Genomic DNA, 16545 nt, shown 5'->3' with positions numbered 1-16545 from the left:
TAACTAAATATTTGTTAGCAAATAAACAACTTAACATTAACATACATTTAATTTATAGCGCTTATTTTTATAAAAACCTGATTACCATTTATTAACCCCAATAAAATTGTGTATGACCTGGAAAAAATTTAGTGGTGAAATTATTCAATCTTCTATCCACGAGGAAATCGAAAAATCTATTATCAGAGAGACCCAAAACGGCTTCAAACTTAAAGTCTGCATCGGAACGGACTCGCAGGTAAAAGGTGCCATCACCGACTTCGCTACCGTAATTGTGCTTTTAAGAGAACATCATGGTGGTTTCATGTACATCCATCAGGAGAAAAGCACACAGCAGGTAAGTATCAAAGAAAGAATGCTGGTAGAAGTTCAAAAATCTATCGAAGCTGCGTACTCCATCTGCGATCTGCTGGATGTTTATGATGTAGCGCTTGAAGTGCATGCCGATATCAATACCAATCCGCTATTTAAATCGAACAAAGCACTTAATGATGCCATGGGATACATCATGAGCATGGGTTTTATTTTCAAAGCCAAGCCAGAAGCCTTTGCCAGCTCTACTTGTGCTGATAAAATGGTGCATTAAAAATATTAATACAATTAGCTTTGACAACTTTGATAAACCATTAATTAAAAGTTGTCAAAGCTGAAAAAGTAAATTCTCAGACCGCTTTAGACTTCACAATGTAAGAACATTAGTGATATGGAGATATGCCAATTTGTGGTCTTTACGCTTCCCTTTAAGGCCTTTGTAGTTAAACCTCAGAATTAATCTTAAGATCACCAACAAATTACCTGATTAGCTGTTAGACATAAAAGCAGAAATTGAAAACATACCGAATAGAGTTTACTCAAGAAATACCAGTTGATTTAAATACTGCCTGGGACTTTTTTTCATCGCCATTAAATTTAACAGAAATTACCCCGAAAGACATGACTTTCGACGTCACCACGCCTGATATGGCTAACATCAAAATGTATCCCGGCCTGATCATTACCTATAAAGTTTCGCCTCTCCTTGGCATTAAGCTAAATTGGATGACAGAAATTACCCATGTAAAAGACAGGGAATATTTCATCGATGAGCAACGATTTGGTCCGTTTTCGTTCTGGCACCATCAGCATCACTTTCAAGAAACTGAAAAAGGTATATTAATGAAAGATTTGCTTCATTATGGCATTGGCTGGGGCCCGATTGGACTGTTAGCTAATGGTTTAATCGTAGAAAAGAAAATTAAAGGGATTTTTGATTTCAGAAATAAAAAAGTTGAGGAAATCTTTGGCAAAATTTAGTCTATTTCTTACCAGTTCTTAGTAGAAATGGTTCCGGCTGGTTTAACTGGCAATTTTACAGCCGCATCGCTAGCAAGAAATACTTTTAAACTTTCCCCTAACTTTTCCACTTTAGCGTAAGCAGTTGCCTGAATATCTTTCCATTGACCGGCAGTAAGCTTATCTACTTTCGTTTCTAATGGGGTGCCGATGTTAGTTGTGGCTACAAAATTGCCATATCGATTTCTTTGATAAGGAATAAATTCGAAATCAGTCAGCCAGAATCTGTATTTTCCGTTTCTGGCTTCAACCACCAGATTATAGTTTAACTCACCACTTGGATGACCTACCACTAACACCGTTTTATCAATAACCAATGTTCCTTTTGCAGAAACTGAAGAATCCGTATCACTTACAATTTTAATGCTTTTTTTCTGAGCAGTTACAAAATCTTTAGTACGCTGAACAATTATATCTCTGCTTACCTTCTGCGAATCAACAACTTTATAATAAATAAACTTACCATTATCACCGGTAGCAAATTGTTTCTCCTGCGCAAACAGGATGGTTGAAAGTAACGTGATAATTAGAAGGAAGAAGTATCTCATGGATTGATTAGTGAGGGATTGTAATATTTAAAGTTAACAAAAAGCCGCCAGTTTGATGCTGGCGGCCTGATATTAAAAACAACTAAATTAAAAAGCGTAAACTGCAGCTAATGAGAACTGGCCAGCGTTTGGTACTGCCAATCCGTTATCTTTTACAAATGGTTTATTGCCATTGTGATCCAACCTTACCTCCGGAATAAATGTTAATCCTCCGGATTTAATATTTGCAGTGAAAGTAACGGCTGTATATTTATCACCTGCTACTCCAGCCACTTCTTTATATTTAAAGTATTCACCTCTTAAACCCAGGGTTACTGCATCAGCAACGGCAAACTGAGGATAAAGTGCCACCCCTGCATAGCCACCGCCATCATTATCGATATCATAATTAGCTGCATTTAAGCCTAACTTAAATGTTTTGGAAATTTGATACGAGGTTGTTAAGTCTTCAATGGTTCCATAACCGCCAGCTCCCGCGCCAGATAGTACGTTCAGGTAAGCTGTCCATCCTTCAACCGGAGATACCATTAACTGACCACCAATGCTTGATACTCCACGGGTCGCCGTATAAACATTCCAGTCATTGAATAAACCGGCCATTAAGCTCACTTTATCTGAGAATTTATAGGTTGCTTTAATCCCTGCATTTTGGAAAGGACCATTTGTAAATAAATATGAAGTTGAGTAGTTAAAATTACCTACCGGAGAAATTACTTCATATCCAATAAATGTTCCCATGTAACCTGCAGTCATTGAAAACTTATCTGTAAAATCATAATTTACATACAGATTTTGAATATGGAAAGAAGATACATCTTCAGCTGCATTGGGCAGTGATTGTGCCTGACCACGAGGACCGAAAGATAGCTCTCCAACGAATGAAGCTTTACCTGTTCTCTTTTTAAGCACCAAATCTATCATTCCTAACGATACAGAGTTGTGATCTGAAGCGAAAGAGGTTTTAATATTTGGCTGCTTTGCAAAATCATACTTAAAATAAGTATCTACTGATCCTGAAATTTCAAGTGGTGACGTTGGTGCCTCTTGAGCGAGGGCACACGTAGTGCTGGCCATAGTAAATACAGCAGTTAAAAATTTCTTCATGTTTGAGCTATGAGGGTTTAGATATAAGTTTTTGGGGTTAAGAAATAGATTCTGTTAACGGGCTATTTTTTTCAATATAGATAGCCCTCTCTTCAACCAATAAGGTTCCCTGAGAATATTTCTCATTGTGTTGCGACTCATCAAGTCCAATTTCTTCTTCTTCTTCAGATACGCGAATTGGCTGAATCAGGTTGATAAATTTGAAGATGATAAATGATACCACAAAGCTAAACACAATCACAATTCCGGCACCCTTAACCTGCGTAAAGAAAAACTCCGCATTACCATAGAATAAACCATCGGCACCCAGGCTGTTTACAGTTTTAGTGGCAAACACTCCGGTTAAAATCATCCCTACTATACCACCAACACCGTGACATGGAAACACATCTAAAGTATCATCTAAACTTGTTTTTTGTTTCCATGAAACCACAAGGTTTGAAATTACAGCTGCAATTACCCCAATAAATATACTGGATGGAATACTGACGAAACCTGCACCTGGCGTAATGGCAACTAAACCTACAACCGCACCGATACAGAAACCTAAAACAGAAGGTTTTTTACCTCTGGCAACATCAAAGAACATCCATGATAAACCTGCAGCACCAGCAGCCGTATTGGTAGTTAAGAAAGCAGAAACGGCTAAGCTATTTGCACCTAATGCAGAACCTGCGTTAAAACCAAACCAACCGAACCATAATAAACCTGTACCAATTAATACATAAGGAATATTTGCAGGTGGAACTTCTTTATGTTCTAAGTGAGATTTTCTACGTTTTAAAACTAAAGCACCAGCCAATGCAGCCATACCAGCAGAGATATGCACTACGGTACCACCAGCAAAATCTAACACGCCCATTTTCAATAGGAAACCTTCCGGGTGCCATGTCCAGTGTGCCAGTGGCGAATAAACAAACACCGCGAATAAAACAATAAATAAAATATAAGATGTAAAACGAATCCGTTCGGCCACCGCTCCAACGACTAAGCCTGGTGTAATGATGGCAAACATCAATTGAAATACGGCAAATAGTGAAAGTGGAATGGTTAAATCTGATCCACCTTGTAAATGCGGCGCACCTGAATTAACATTTTTGAAAAACAAGAAGGTTGATGGGTTTCCAATAAAACCACCAATAGTATCTCCAAATGCCAGGCTAAAGCCTACCACAACCCATAGCACAGTAATCACACCCGCAGCCACCACGCTTTTAATCATAGTGGAAAGGATGTTCTTTCTGTGAACCATACCCCCATAGAAAAATGCCAGGCCTGGCGTCATTAAAAACACTAATGCCGCAGCAATTAAAATAAACGCCATATCTGGTCCACTATATTTTCCTTCGTCGAAATTTGGAAGGAGCGGAATAAATAAGGCGAAAATCGCGACCAGCATTAAAATTGCGAATGGCGCGTACTGTTTTAAGGAAAGTTTAATCATCATTTTTAGTTTAATTTGTTTGTCCGATACAAATAGCTGAATTATTTTCAATTATTTTCATAAAAATACAACATATTGTAATTTTCACACCATAAAATGGAAATTTTATAAACAAAACACTAAATTTTTATAAAACACAGCAAATTATACGCTAATAAATAAAAATTCTAGAAAAATGAAGCAATTTTGATATGTGTTTTTGATAAAAATAAAATCAAGATATTACTATAGCCGGTTCAGATACGGTTACTTTTTAAGGAAATTTGCAATATAAATCCACTAAAAACAGAAAAACCTATGATAAATCACAGGTTCTTATAAAATTTTTATGTAAAATTAAATTATTTGAGCAAATACTGTGATCCCTGCACTACTCCTCTTTTTTCTATTTCTTTATCCATATAAGTTTGAATTGCAGATTTGTTAAGCCCCCAATTTGGTGCTATTAATAAATCCCAATCAGAAATGCCAAAAAGTCGTTGAATCACGATATCCGGACGCAACATTGGAATTAGCTCACATAACAAATCAGTGTATTCCTCTAAAGTAAATAGCTTAAAGGGTTCTTTCTTATATTTAGCACCCATAATAGATCCTTCTACCACATGAAGATGGTGGAATTTTACAAACTTAATCTGTGGAAACCGGTTGATCTCATGGATATAGCCATGCATTTGTTCTTTAGTTTCCCAGGGGAAACCAAAAATAGTATGTACACAAAGGTCTAGTTTACTGTTTTCTAACAGTTTTACCGCCGCAACAAATTCTCCATGACTGCAGCCTCTGTTAATCTGATCTAGTGTTTCATCGTAAATAGATTCCATCCCCATTTCTAAATCAACATCGAACCGATCAGCATAGCTTTCTAACAGCGCAACCTTTTCAGCATCTATACAATCTGGTCGGGTACCTACAGAGAAACCTACAATATCTTCGGTATTTACCGATAAAGCCTCATCATACATCATTTTCAAATAATGTACCGGGGCGTAAGTATTGGTATTGGGCTGAAAGTAGACGATATATTTATCTGCACGGTAAGAGGTTTTTGCCCTCGACATTCCTTCTAACAACTGATCTTTGATATTTGGATTCTGACGAGATGGTTCTGGCGTAAAAGAATCTACATTACAATAAGTACAGCCGCCAAAGCCTTTGCTCCCATCGCGATTAGGACAGGTAAAACCACCATCTACAATTACTTTAAACACCCGCTGCCCTTTATATTTTTCGCGCAAATGTGTGCCGTAATTTTTATATCCCTTTATGCCTAAATCTACCAGTGTTCCCATTGCTGCAAAAATACTGTTTTTGTTTGAGATAACCTGATTCTACAGGCTCTCTTGAAGGGGAGCGTAAAATTGCGGTGTTTGCAAGCTTTGCGAAGCAATCTCATTTCAGATTCCATTTGCCAAGCTACAAACTATAAAATTTAGTTTTTTTCATTCAATTCAGGTTTACACATAACAGCTTGCAACTGGTAAGTGAAAAGGGGACGTTATTACGTGATGATTCGGCAAACAGTGACGAACTACTGATTTTGCAAGGAAATGCAAAAGTTTAAATGCATTATCCTTATAAATCCTCATAGCCGGTTATTAAACTGCGGGAGATTGCTTCGTTTCCCGCAATAACGAAATTTAACCAAACCCAAATGGCGCGAAAATACTTTTACCTGACATCCTTTAGGGGAAAATTGTAGCGAAGGTGGGCTGTAACAACGGGCTAGTATATTTATTATCCTCCTTTTCTAAAGAACTATAAAAAACAAAAGGAGCAAATAAATCTGCTCCCTTAATAAATTGTAATCTTATAATTCAAGCTAATCCTTAAATCCTGGCTCCTTTTCTCTGTTAATGAAAAAGTAAACAGGAACACCCAATAAAACGATGACAAGCCCTGGCCAGGTATATTGTTGTTTATATACGAGCAATAAGATGCAAAATGTAGCACCAATTAACAGGTAAATAATTGGTGTAACCGGATATAGCAATGTTTTATAAGGCCTTTCCAAATCAGGTTTTTTAAACCTTAAATAAATCACACCAAATACAGTAATCATATAAAAGAGTACAATAACGAAAGAGATCATATCTAAAAGATTACCATATTGACCGCTTAAGCATAAGACTGAAGCCCAAACTCCCTGCATCCAAAGAGATTTTTCCGGAACGCCGTTTTTATTGTTTTGAAGGGCAGCTTTAAAAAACATACCATCTTTTGCCATGGTTTGAAAAACCCTTGCACCTGCCATTACCAATCCGTTTACGCAGCCAAAAGTAGAAATCATCACCAGCACGGCCATTATAATGGTACCTATTCCACTACCAAAAATTTGCGCTGACGCTACAACAGCAACCCGGTCATTGGTGGCAAATGCAATGCTATCCCTGTTTAAGGTATTGAGGTAAATAAAATTGACCAACAAATACAAGATCATCACTGCTGAAGTGCCTAAAACCATAGAACGCACTACATTTTTTTTAGGGTTTTCGATTTCTCCGGAAACAAAAGTTACGTTTTCCCAGGCCACGCTCGAAAATACCGAACCCACCATTGCGGCTGCAATTCCACCCATAATGGTCATCCCAGAAATGGATTCCCAGCCAGATTTCAGGAAATTTCCACTTAAATCAGTTTTGAGGTTATTGAAAGCGCTCCATCCAAACTTCATATTCTCAACCCAGAAACTATTCTTTACTAAAAAGAACCCTAAAATGATTAGGCCAATTAAAGCAATAATTTTAGATCCTGTAAAAACATTCTGCAATACCTTACCACTTTCAACACCTTTGGTATTAATATAAGTAAGAAGCAGAATAACAGCAATGGCCATTAGCTGTATCCAGGTAATTTTATAACCTCCACTTTGAAAAATTGGGGCGGCATCATTTAAAGCCGGTATTAAATAGGCCGTAAATTTACCAAAGGCAACTGCAACAGCCGCAATTGTACCCGTTTGAATAACGGTAAACAGCCCCCAGCCATAAAGAAACCCCATCATTTTACCGAAAATCTCTTTCAGGTACGTGTATTGTCCACCTGCTTTAGGAAACATCGCAGAAAGTTCTCCATAAGAAATTGCGGCGGCAACTGTCATTACCCCGGTAATTAGCCAAACTACAATTAACCAATAACCAGAACCTAAATTCCTCATAATATCGGCACTTACAATAAAAATACCGCTACCGATCATTGAACCCATAACCAGCATCGCAGCATCGAAAAGGCCTAATTTTCTTTTAAGAGATCCTTGTTCCTGTAGTTTTTCCATTTTTTAGTTTAGTTTGGTTTCCAGCTTTAGTTGCGGCTAATTTATCCAAAAAAAAGAAAAACCTTCTGGTTAAGTTGTATTATTTTAATCGCATATAAAATATGTTTGACGACTGCATTAAATTTTTAACCACTAGGAAATAAAATTATTATATTGCTAATGATAACCAAATTTCTTAAATCAGTGTTCTGTTTCGGATGAGCGTAACGATAAACAGCTGATAGCTATGAACCAATAACCAAATATTAACTATGAATTTTTTACAAGACAATTTAATTTACAGTATTCCACTGCTTGGCCTGATTGGAATTATTGTTATGATGATCAAAAGTGCCTGGGTAAATAAACAGGATGCAGGTGATCAAAACATGCAGGAACTTGCCGGCTACATTGCCGATGGTGCGATGGCATTTCTAAAAGCAGAGTGGCGGGTGTTAAGTATTTTCGCTGTTTTCACCGCAGCACTTTTAGCTTATTCAGGAACAATTACAGAAATTAATGGAGTCCCGATGCATTCCAGCTGGATTATTTCCATCTCCTTTATTATTGGCGCTGTGCTTTCGGCAACTGCCGGATACATTGGAATGAAATCGGCAACGAAGGCTAATGTGCGAACCACTCAAGCAGCCAGAACCAGTTTAAAACAAGCACTTAAAGTTTCATTTACCGGCGGAACAGTAATGGGTTTAGGCGTAGCCGGATTAGCCGTTTTGGGGCTTGGCGGTTTATTTATTGTTTTTCTACAACTTTTTCATGTGACCAGTGCAAACAGTGTAGAAATGAGAACAGCTATTGAAGTGTTAACAGGTTTCTCATTAGGTGCTGAATCTATTGCTTTATTTGCCCGTGTTGGCGGAGGTATTTATACTAAAGCAGCAGATGTAGGCGCAGATTTAGTGGGCAAAGTAGAGGCAGGAATTCCGGAAGATGATGTAAGAAACCCTGCTACCATTGCTGATAACGTAGGCGATAATGTTGGCGATGTAGCAGGTATGGGTGCCGATTTATTCGGATCTTATGTGGCCACTATTCTGGCAACAATGGTTTTAGGACAGGAAATTACAGTAGAAGATAAATTCGGCGGCATGTCTCCAATTTTGTTACCGATGGTGATCTGTGGTTTAGGAATTATATTCTCTATCATCGGAACCTGGTTTGTAACCATTAAAGATGATAAATCGAATGTACAAACGGCATTGAATCTCGGAAACTGGTCGTCTATTATCATCACCGCTGTTGCTTCTTTCTTCATTGTGAAATGGATGTTACCAGAAAACTTGAGCCTTCGTGGCTATGCGTTTACCAGCATAAATGTTTTTTACGCCATTATTGTTGGACTGGTTGTAGGTACCATCATGAGTGTGGTAACAGAATATTTCACGGCCATGGGTAAAGGACCGGTAAACTCCATTATTCAACAATCATCCACCGGGCATGCCACAAACATTATCGCCGGTTTATCTGTCGGAATGAAATCAACTGTTATTCCGATTTTAGTTTTAGCCGGAGGGATTATGGCATCTTACCATTTCGCAGGTTTATATGGCGTTGCCATTGCAGCTGCAGGTATGATGGCTACAACCGCCATGCAGCTGGCTATTGATGCTTTTGGTCCTATTGCAGATAATGCAGGGGGAATTGCGGAAATGAGTCAGTTACCACCAGAAGTGAGGGAACGCACCGATAACCTCGATGCCGTAGGAAATACCACCGCAGCTACGGGAAAAGGCTTTGCCATTGCCTCTGCTGCCTTAACATCATTGGCCTTATTTGCTGCGTTTGTCGGCATTGCCGGAATTACAGCAATTGATATTTACAAAGCACCGGTTTTAGCTGGTTTATTTGTCGGCGGAATGATTCCGTTTATTTTCTCGGCACTTTGCATTCAGGCAGTAGGTAAGGCGGCTATGGATATGGTACAGGAAGTTCGCCGCCAGTTTCGTGAAATTCCGGGCATTATGGAATACAAAGCAAAACCTGAATACGATAAATGTGTTGCCATTTCTACCAAGGCATCTATCCGCGAAATGATGATGCCTGGCGCAATCGCATTGATTTCGCCAATTATAGTTGGATTTACTTTTGGTCCTGAGGTTTTAGGCGGACTACTGGCCGGGGTTACTGTAACGGGTGTGCTGATGGGGATTTTTCAGAGCAATGCAGGAGGTGCATGGGATAATGCAAAAAAATCTTTCGAACAGGGCGTGATGATTAACGGTGAGATGTTCTATAAAAAATCAGAACCACATAAGGCATCTGTTACTGGCGATACCGTTGGAGATCCTTTTAAAGACACTTCAGGTCCATCCATGAACATTTTAATCAAACTAATGTCGATCGTATCCCTGGTTATTGCGCCATATATCGCTGTAAAGGCGGCAACAGGTAAACATCAGGTAGAAGTTCGCAAAGAAATCAGCATTCAACAGAAAACGGACGGCCTTGGCAATAGAATTACAGACACTTTAATCAATACCACTGACACTTTGGGCAATTAACTGTAAAAACATAGATATAATTCACTCAAAGGGGATTTTTCGTTTAATCTCTTTTAAAATTCCGTAATTTTTAACTAGGTTTGGAACTGAATTAATCTAAACAAAACTATAATATGGGTTTATTTACTAAAAAGCCAATGCATTTATTGCTTGAAGAAGCAGGCGATTCAGGCAAAGGCCTAAAGCGAACGCTTAGTGCAGGTGCATTAGTAGCACTAGGTGTTGGAGCTATTATCGGTGCCGGTCTTTTTGTTCGTACAGCTGCTGCTGCTGCACAGAATGCTGGTCCTTCTGTTACCATTGGATTTATTGTAGCTGCAATCGGCTGTGCATTGGCCGGTTTGTGCTATGCTGAATTATCTTCTTCTATTCCGATTTCGGGAAGTGCCTACACTTATACTTACGCCACAATGGGCGAGTTAATGGCCTGGGTAATTGGATGGGATTTAGTCTTAGAATATGCTGTAGGAGCAGCAACAGTAGGAATAGCATGGAGTGAATACCTAAATAAGCTTTTGGTTGAGGTTTTACATATTTCCCCTATCCCGTATGAATGGTGCCATTCTCCGTTTCAATCGCACCCTGATGGTACGGTAAATGGAATTATGAATCTTCCAGCCTTATTTATTGTGGGTGTATTAAGTTTACTTTTAATTAAAGGTACTTCAGAATCAGCTTTTGTTAACGGTGTTATTGTGATCACCAAAGTTGCAATTGTAATTTTAATTATTGTATTAGGCTGGAACTTTATTCACGAAGCTAACCATCACCCCTACATTCCTGTTGCAACTACATATGTTGATCATGCAGGTATCAGCCATAATTTCGGTGGATTCTGGGGCGTAATTGGGGCTGCCGGAACTGTTTTCTTTGCGTTTATCGGCTTTGATGCGGTAAGTACAGCAGCTCAGGAAACTAAAAATCCTAAAACGGCTATGCCAATAGGTATATTAGGTTCATTAGCAGTTTGTACTATTCTTTATATCTTATTTGCTCACGTTTTGACAGGTATAGCGCCTGTTGAGTTTTTTAGAACTAAAGGTGGTGAAGCATCTGTTGTAGCCGCGATTAGCGAATATATGACTGGATACGATTGGTTAGCAAAATTAGTAACGGTTGCCATTTTAGCCGGTTTCTCTTCGGTAATTCTAGTGATGCTTTTAGGACAAAGCAGAGTTTTTTATTCCATGAGTAAAGATGGTTTATTACCTAAAATGTTCAGTGATTTACACCCTAAATTCAAAACTCCTTATAAAGCGAACTTAGTAATCCTGGTAATTGTGGGTTTATTCGCAGCATTCATCCCTGGTGATGTTGTAGGTGACATGACCAGTATCGGAACTTTATTCGCATTTATGCTAGTTTGTATCGCTGTAATTATTTTAAGAAAAACTGATCCGGATCTACCTCGTCAGTTTAAAACGCCTTGGGTACCTTTGATTCCTATTTTAGGCGTTGCAGCCTGCGGATTAATGATCCTTGGATTAGGCTGGACCAATTGGTTAAGATTATTTGGTTGGTTAGCTCTAGGGTTTATCATCTATTTTGGCTACAGCAAAAAACATTCCCACTTAAAGGATAAATAATCTTTATTAAATAAATTTTCAAGCCCCGACCTAAATCGGGGCTTTTTTTGTGTTAAATAATTGTTAATAAATTTAACTTTGCAGAAAAATCAAATCAGATACATTACTAATGGTGCCACCTATAAACAAGCATATTGCGATTGTTGCGCTCTTGTTATTCTTATCCTTCCAAACTTACGCTCAACGTACCATTAATGATATAATGGATTCTACCACCGTAAACCATTTATTAATCATTTCAAAAAAGTATGGCTCACTGTCTTTCAGTGGCTATTTACAACCACAATATCAGGTTGCACAATCGAATGGTACATTGGCAGAATATCAAGGTGGCAATTTCGGTGAATACACTAACAATAGATTTCGCTTAAGACGTGGACGATTGCGTGCTGATTATATGTTATTAGATGATAACGGTAATCCCTCCACCTACTTTGTGCTTCAGTTTGACGGGACTGAACAAGGTGTAAACGTAAGGGATTTCTGGGGCCGTTATTATGAAAATAAGTGGAAATTAATTCATGTTACCCTAGGCTTATCCGGTCGCCCTTTTGGAAACGAATTACAACTTTCTTCAGCTGGCAGAGAAGCCCCGGAACGGGGACGGATGTCGCAAATTTTAATGAGGACAGAGCGTGATTTAGGTGCAACTTTTACCTTTAATCCCCGCTGGAAAAATGCAAAGCTTAAAAATTTCGTTTTAGATGCCGGGGTTTATAACGGGCAAGGTTTAGCAGGCCCCGCAGAATTTGATAACAGTAAAGACTTCATCTTCAGACTAAGCCATAAGCCATACGTAATTAAAAGCATCCCTTTATCAATAGCCGGTGGAATCAGCACACTACAGGGTGGTTTAAACCATCGCCTGCCAGTGAGCTATAAGATGGAACAAAGTAATCAAACCTGGAGAATGGCGAAGGATTCTTCTGCAAATACCATCAACACAGTAGCACCAAGAAGGTATTACGGTGCAGATGTTCAGTTTGCCACCACCTCTAAAAGCTGGAAAACGGAATTACGGGCGGAAGTGATCTCCGGACTTCAAACTTCAACGGCAACCACTTCTGCTACGCCAGGCTCCTACCCTATAGACAGTAAATCAGTGCCTCTACCTTATTATACCAGAAATTTTAGTGGTGCATATGTAACGTTTGTGCAAACCTTAAACAGCACGGATAATCAGCTCATTTTTAAGTACGATTGCTATGATCCAAATACCAAGGTAAGAGGCATGGCTATAAATTCGAATCAGGGATTAACAGCTGCTGATGTTCGTTTCGATACTTTTGGCTTTGGTTTTCTTCATCATTTCAATCCACATTTTAAAGCCGTAATTTATTACGACATGATTAAAAATGAATCGACCGAAATTTCCGGATACGAGACCGATAGAAAAGATAATGTGTTTACACTACGTACCCAATTTTACTTTTAATAATAATTTCCAAAATGAGGTTTTAGCACAAATTGCGCTACCTTTGCGTAAAATGGTGCTGCTATGAAACTTGATTTTATGAAATTCGATTTAAATCAGATCCTGACGACAACGATGGTTATTTTTGCCATTATCGATATCCTGGGATCTATTCCAGTTGTTATTCAGTTGAGGAGAAAAGCAGGCCACATTGAGTCAGAAAAAGCCTCAATTGTAGCAACGGGCTTAATGATTTTATTCCTTTTCCTCGGCGAGTCTTTATTAAAGGTAATCGGACTGGATGTAGAATCTTTCGCAATTGCAGGTTCAATTGTAATTTTTTGCATTGCGATGGAAATGGTTTTAGGCTTAACTATTTTTAAAGAAGAAGCACCGGAAACGGTTTCAATTGTTCCTTTAGCCTTCCCATTAATAGCAGGCGCAGGTACAATGACCACACTTCTTTCGCTTAAAACAGAATATCAAACTCAAAATATTTTAGTCGGAATCGTACTGAATATGCTCTTTGTTTATTTCGTATTGAAGAACACGGAAAGGTTGGAAAGACTGTTCGGTAAAACTGGCTTGAATATTCTTCGTAAAGCATTTGGCGTAATCTTATTGGCCATTGCGATTAAACTTTTCAGAAATAACACAGGTTTATAGCGGCACCTGGGAGTGAAGGACGCTAAATAACAACAGAATAAATTTCAGCACTCCGAAGTCACTTGTAACAAAAAAGAAGTAAATTAGTCATAAGAATAAATCTAACCAAAGATGAACAGCTTTGAAGAATATACATTGGTAATAGGCATAATTGCTGTTTTGATCGAGGCGGTAAAGTATGTTAGAAAAAATCTGAAGTCGCGGTTTGAACACCCTTAGCCTATTTGCAAAATATCACAAAGCTTAAACAGCTTTGAACATTTGCATAAAACCCTTATTTTTCCCTTAAGCTTTCTTAATTAACCGCGCCACAAACATGCTGTCTGCCTGATTTTTATAGCCTTTAATCAGCTCCATTTTCTCCAGTTCTAAAGGCAGATTGGTGGTTAAATGATTTACCACTTCTTCATTTTCTTCAGCAAAAGCAGAACAGGTAATATAGATTAACGGCTTGCCTGGCTTAAGGTATTTAATAACGTTCTGCGCTATATATTTTTGCATATTGGAAAAGAAACTGATCTTTTGTTCACTAAAAAAAGTAAGCATTTCCGGCGTTCTACCCCAGGTTCCGGACCCGGTACAAGGTGCATCTAAAATAATTCCGTCAAACTGGTAGTGATGAAGTACCTGATCATTATTCTTTAAAAGATCCAGTTCTTTTTTATGGTATTTTTTTATCCCTGCTAAGCGGAAGCGTTCATCAAGATTAAGCAAAATGCTTTCCCTCAAATCACTCACTAATAATTCTATTACTGGCTCCAAACTATGCAGAAGCAGCGTTTTTCCGCCAGATGCGGCGCAGCAATCCCACCATTTATCCCATTTATTTGGTCCGAAATAGGTACCCGTGTATTGCGATGAAAGATCCTGAACCTGATAAGTTCCTTCCTTTAAAACCGCTTCCAATTTAGTTCCATTCGCCAGCGCTAAGGCTGTTTCATTCACCACTTCTACAGAAATTTCTAATTTTCTGAGTTGGCTAAGAATTTCCGGCTGATCTTGAGCCGCAACCCTGATAAATAAATCTGGTTGTTTAAAAAATGATGTAAAAAACTCCGCCTGGTTAATATCTTCGGATAGATGGGCATGAAACGGGTAAACATCTTCCAGATTAAATTCCGGATACGCGGCTTTTACCAAGTCTAACTTTTCTATTAATGGAGCAGTAATCTGAGCGCTCCAATCTGGAAATCGCTGTTCCATAACAGGGCTCAACGTTTCATGACAAAGAAAATCAGCTATGCTTAACCGTTCTTCATTATTTAGTTTGTTTAGCGCTTTGCCCAGCCTAAAAAAACTATAAATGTGGCGAGTTGCCCATCTCCTGTCTGAAGAACCCATTTGCTTATTTTGCTTAAAGTATGCAGGCAAAAAACGGTGCAAAGGCAAAGTTCCATCATAACTATTTAAAATCTGCTCAAAGGCTCTTAGCTGGTGAATGGCTTTCATAAAAGAGGGAATAATTTAGTTTACAATTTCCAATGCAAAGTTTTTGTATTTCAATAGCATTAAACTGGTGTTAATGTACCCTAATTTTTCATCATGAATGAAAGAAAATGTATTGTGCAGGCCTTTATATTTTTCCTTAGTGAGGTATTCGCGGTATTCTTCGCCATGATTGCTCAATAACTTTCCAAAATAATAGCCAACATCGAAGCCTTTAAAAGCATATTCTCCAGGCTCAAAACCATATTTATAACGATATTTTTTAATGAAACTGATTACCGCAGCATTTTTATAATCGATTTTGTAAGACGAAGTGATGATGGTATTTAAGGCTTGAATTTTATCCGTTGGATAATTTTGTTTTACCCAATTCGGATGACCAAACAAGTCGATATTATAACCGCCGGATGGCAAGTTTTTAAGTTTATATAACTTTTCTATGGTTGGCAAAACAAAAGCACGATCTGCAGATGCAACCACAATAGCATATCGTTTACCTTTTTGCATTTTGGTTTCAAAGGTAAAAGCAGATGCATATTCCTGAACCAGAAACTTACCATTATTCTTCAAATATTCCCGAACAGGCGCTGCAAAGGCTTCATCTTCGGTTTTTTTAGGATTAATAATAACCACAATGGTACTCGCCGGATTGAAGTTCTTAGAAATGTATTCCCCGATACGCTCGCCATGTATTTCAATATTATTTACAATAGATACGAGATTCGGGTTATTAAATTCTGCGGGATTAGATGCCGCAAGTGGGGATACAATTGTACTGTTATTTTCTTTTGAATAATTAGAAATATACTTCAAACCAGCTGGAAATACAGGGCCTATAATTAAATTGCTTTGCCTGAAGCGTTCATTTTTATATAGCATGGAGATATGGGCATTATCATCCTGTGTATCGAAAACGTTTAATTTAAAATTAAGCCCCCCTGCTGCTGCTGAATCCAATCCTAACCTGAATCCCTGATAAAAATCGATCGGCATAGCAAACTTTTCGATCTGGGATTTAGTGGCCGTTTTCAGGTTTAACTCATCCAATTTAAAAGGAACTAAAAGAGAAACGTTTGCCTGTGAGAACTTTTTAGCCGACTTTTTCTCTTCCGGTTTTTCTTTCTCATTCGGTTCAGCAGTTTCTTTTTTTGTTGTTCTGACTTTTGGTGAACAGGCAGCTAAAATCAATACCGACAGCATCAAAACCCAATAATTCCTTTTTAAATTCATATG

General features: G+C 38.3%; 13 protein-coding genes. 6 read left to right on the top strand and 7 right to left on the bottom strand.

Annotation, left to right across the window (positions count from 1 at the left end):
• Positions 1 to 112: 112 nt before the first annotated feature.
• Together GJU39_RS01095 and GJU39_RS01090 are read left to right on the top strand one after the other, a co-directional pair.
• Entirely contained in the window at positions 113 to 586 is a 474-nt protein-coding gene (locus GJU39_RS01095) for a ribonuclease H-like YkuK family protein (RefSeq protein WP_154278835.1), read from the top strand.
• A gap of 239 nt (positions 587 to 825) precedes the next feature.
• On the top strand, positions 826 to 1293 hold the full coding sequence (locus GJU39_RS01090; RefSeq protein WP_154278834.1) for an SRPBCC family protein: 468 nt from the start codon (positions 826 to 828) through the stop codon (positions 1291 to 1293).
• Between the two features lie 8 nt (positions 1294 to 1301).
• On the opposite strand, the gene GJU39_RS01085 is transcribed toward GJU39_RS01090, so the two are convergent.
• The 5 genes from GJU39_RS01085 to GJU39_RS01065 all read right to left on the bottom strand — a co-directional run bounded on the left by GJU39_RS01085 (position 1302) and on the right by GJU39_RS01065 (position 7702).
• Complete coding sequence (locus GJU39_RS01085; protein ID WP_154278833.1) at positions 1302 to 1880, bottom strand: DUF4468 domain-containing protein; 579 nt, start codon at positions 1878 to 1880, stop codon at positions 1302 to 1304.
• An 87-nt stretch (positions 1881 to 1967) separates the two neighbouring features.
• Complete coding sequence (locus GJU39_RS01080) at positions 1968 to 2984, bottom strand: porin (protein WP_154278832.1); 1017 nt, start codon at positions 2982 to 2984, stop codon at positions 1968 to 1970.
• A 37-nt stretch (positions 2985 to 3021) separates the two neighbouring features.
• Positions 3022 to 4428 (bottom strand): ammonium transporter, encoded by a 1407-nt coding sequence (locus GJU39_RS01075; protein ID WP_154278867.1) that lies wholly within the window; start codon positions 4426 to 4428, stop codon positions 3022 to 3024.
• Positions 4429 to 4769: 341 nt separating this feature from the next.
• Positions 4770 to 5720 carry a TIGR01212 family radical SAM protein gene (locus tag GJU39_RS01070; protein ID WP_154278831.1) on the bottom strand — a complete coding sequence of 317 codons (951 nt, stop codon included), beginning with the start codon at positions 5718 to 5720 and terminating at the stop codon, positions 4770 to 4772.
• A 530-nt stretch (positions 5721 to 6250) separates the two neighbouring features.
• Positions 6251 to 7702: an APC family permease gene (locus GJU39_RS01065; protein ID WP_154278830.1), complete on the bottom strand. Its 1452-nt coding sequence runs from the start codon at positions 7700 to 7702 to the stop codon at positions 6251 to 6253.
• Positions 7703 to 7953: 251 nt separating this feature from the next.
• Here GJU39_RS01065 and GJU39_RS01060 point away from each other — a divergent pair, with 251 nt between their 5' ends.
• The 4 genes from GJU39_RS01060 to GJU39_RS01045 all read left to right on the top strand — a co-directional run bounded on the left by GJU39_RS01060 (position 7954) and on the right by GJU39_RS01045 (position 13866).
• The gene (locus tag GJU39_RS01060) at positions 7954 to 10200 is read left to right on the top strand and encodes a sodium-translocating pyrophosphatase (RefSeq protein WP_154278829.1); all 2247 of its coding nucleotides are present in this window, start codon (positions 7954 to 7956) and stop codon (positions 10198 to 10200) included.
• A 113-nt stretch (positions 10201 to 10313) separates the two neighbouring features.
• On the top strand, positions 10314 to 11786 hold the full coding sequence (locus GJU39_RS01055) for an amino acid permease (protein WP_154278828.1): 1473 nt from the start codon (positions 10314 to 10316) through the stop codon (positions 11784 to 11786).
• Between the two features lie 109 nt (positions 11787 to 11895).
• On the top strand, positions 11896 to 13221 hold the full coding sequence (locus GJU39_RS01050; RefSeq protein WP_154278827.1) for a porin: 1326 nt from the start codon (positions 11896 to 11898) through the stop codon (positions 13219 to 13221).
• A 78-nt stretch (positions 13222 to 13299) separates the two neighbouring features.
• A complete protein-coding gene (locus GJU39_RS01045) occupies positions 13300 to 13866 on the top strand; it encodes a MarC family protein (protein ID WP_154278866.1) in 567 nt (188 codons plus the stop codon).
• A 285-nt stretch (positions 13867 to 14151) separates the two neighbouring features.
• Here GJU39_RS01045 and GJU39_RS01040 read toward each other — a convergent pair whose 3' ends face one another.
• Both GJU39_RS01040 and GJU39_RS01035 read right to left on the bottom strand, forming a co-directional pair.
• A complete protein-coding gene (locus GJU39_RS01040; protein ID WP_154278826.1) occupies positions 14152 to 15315 on the bottom strand; it encodes an RsmB/NOP family class I SAM-dependent RNA methyltransferase in 1164 nt (387 codons plus the stop codon).
• 15 nt (positions 15316 to 15330) lie between these two features.
• Positions 15331 to 16542 carry an ABC transporter substrate-binding protein gene (locus GJU39_RS01035; protein ID WP_154278825.1) on the bottom strand — a complete coding sequence of 404 codons (1212 nt, stop codon included), beginning with the start codon at positions 16540 to 16542 and terminating at the stop codon, positions 15331 to 15333.
• Positions 16543 to 16545 lie beyond the last annotated feature (3 nt).

Source organism: Pedobacter petrophilus, from assembly GCF_009674725.1.
GTDB lineage: Bacteria > Bacteroidota > Bacteroidia > Sphingobacteriales > Sphingobacteriaceae > Pedobacter > Pedobacter petrophilus.
This window is presented reverse-complemented; position numbering and strand designations above follow the sequence as displayed.

Coding starts and splice junctions, on each gene's coding strand:
- GJU39_RS01095 (WP_154278835.1), top strand. CDS start 113: ATGACCTGGAAAAAATTTAGTGGTGAAATTATTCAATCTTCTATCCAC.
- GJU39_RS01085 (WP_154278833.1), bottom strand. CDS start 1,880: ATGAGATACTTCTTCCTTCTAATTATCACGTTACTTTCAACCATCCTG.
- GJU39_RS01080 (WP_154278832.1), bottom strand. CDS start 2,984: ATGAAGAAATTTTTAACTGCTGTATTTACTATGGCCAGCACTACGTGT.
- GJU39_RS01075 (WP_154278867.1), bottom strand. CDS start 4,428: ATGATTAAACTTTCCTTAAAACAGTACGCGCCATTCGCAATTTTAATG.
- GJU39_RS01070 (WP_154278831.1), bottom strand. CDS start 5,720: ATGGGAACACTGGTAGATTTAGGCATAAAGGGATATAAAAATTACGGC.
- GJU39_RS01065 (WP_154278830.1), bottom strand. CDS start 7,702: ATGGAAAAACTACAGGAACAAGGATCTCTTAAAAGAAAATTAGGCCTT.
- GJU39_RS01060 (WP_154278829.1), top strand. CDS start 7,954: ATGAATTTTTTACAAGACAATTTAATTTACAGTATTCCACTGCTTGGC.
- GJU39_RS01055 (WP_154278828.1), top strand. CDS start 10,314: ATGGGTTTATTTACTAAAAAGCCAATGCATTTATTGCTTGAAGAAGCA.
- GJU39_RS01050 (WP_154278827.1), top strand. CDS start 11,896: ATGGTGCCACCTATAAACAAGCATATTGCGATTGTTGCGCTCTTGTTA.
- GJU39_RS01045 (WP_154278866.1), top strand. CDS start 13,300: ATGAAATTCGATTTAAATCAGATCCTGACGACAACGATGGTTATTTTT.
- GJU39_RS01040 (WP_154278826.1), bottom strand. CDS start 15,315: ATGAAAGCCATTCACCAGCTAAGAGCCTTTGAGCAGATTTTAAATAGT.
- GJU39_RS01035 (WP_154278825.1), bottom strand. CDS start 16,542: ATGAATTTAAAAAGGAATTATTGGGTTTTGATGCTGTCGGTATTGATT.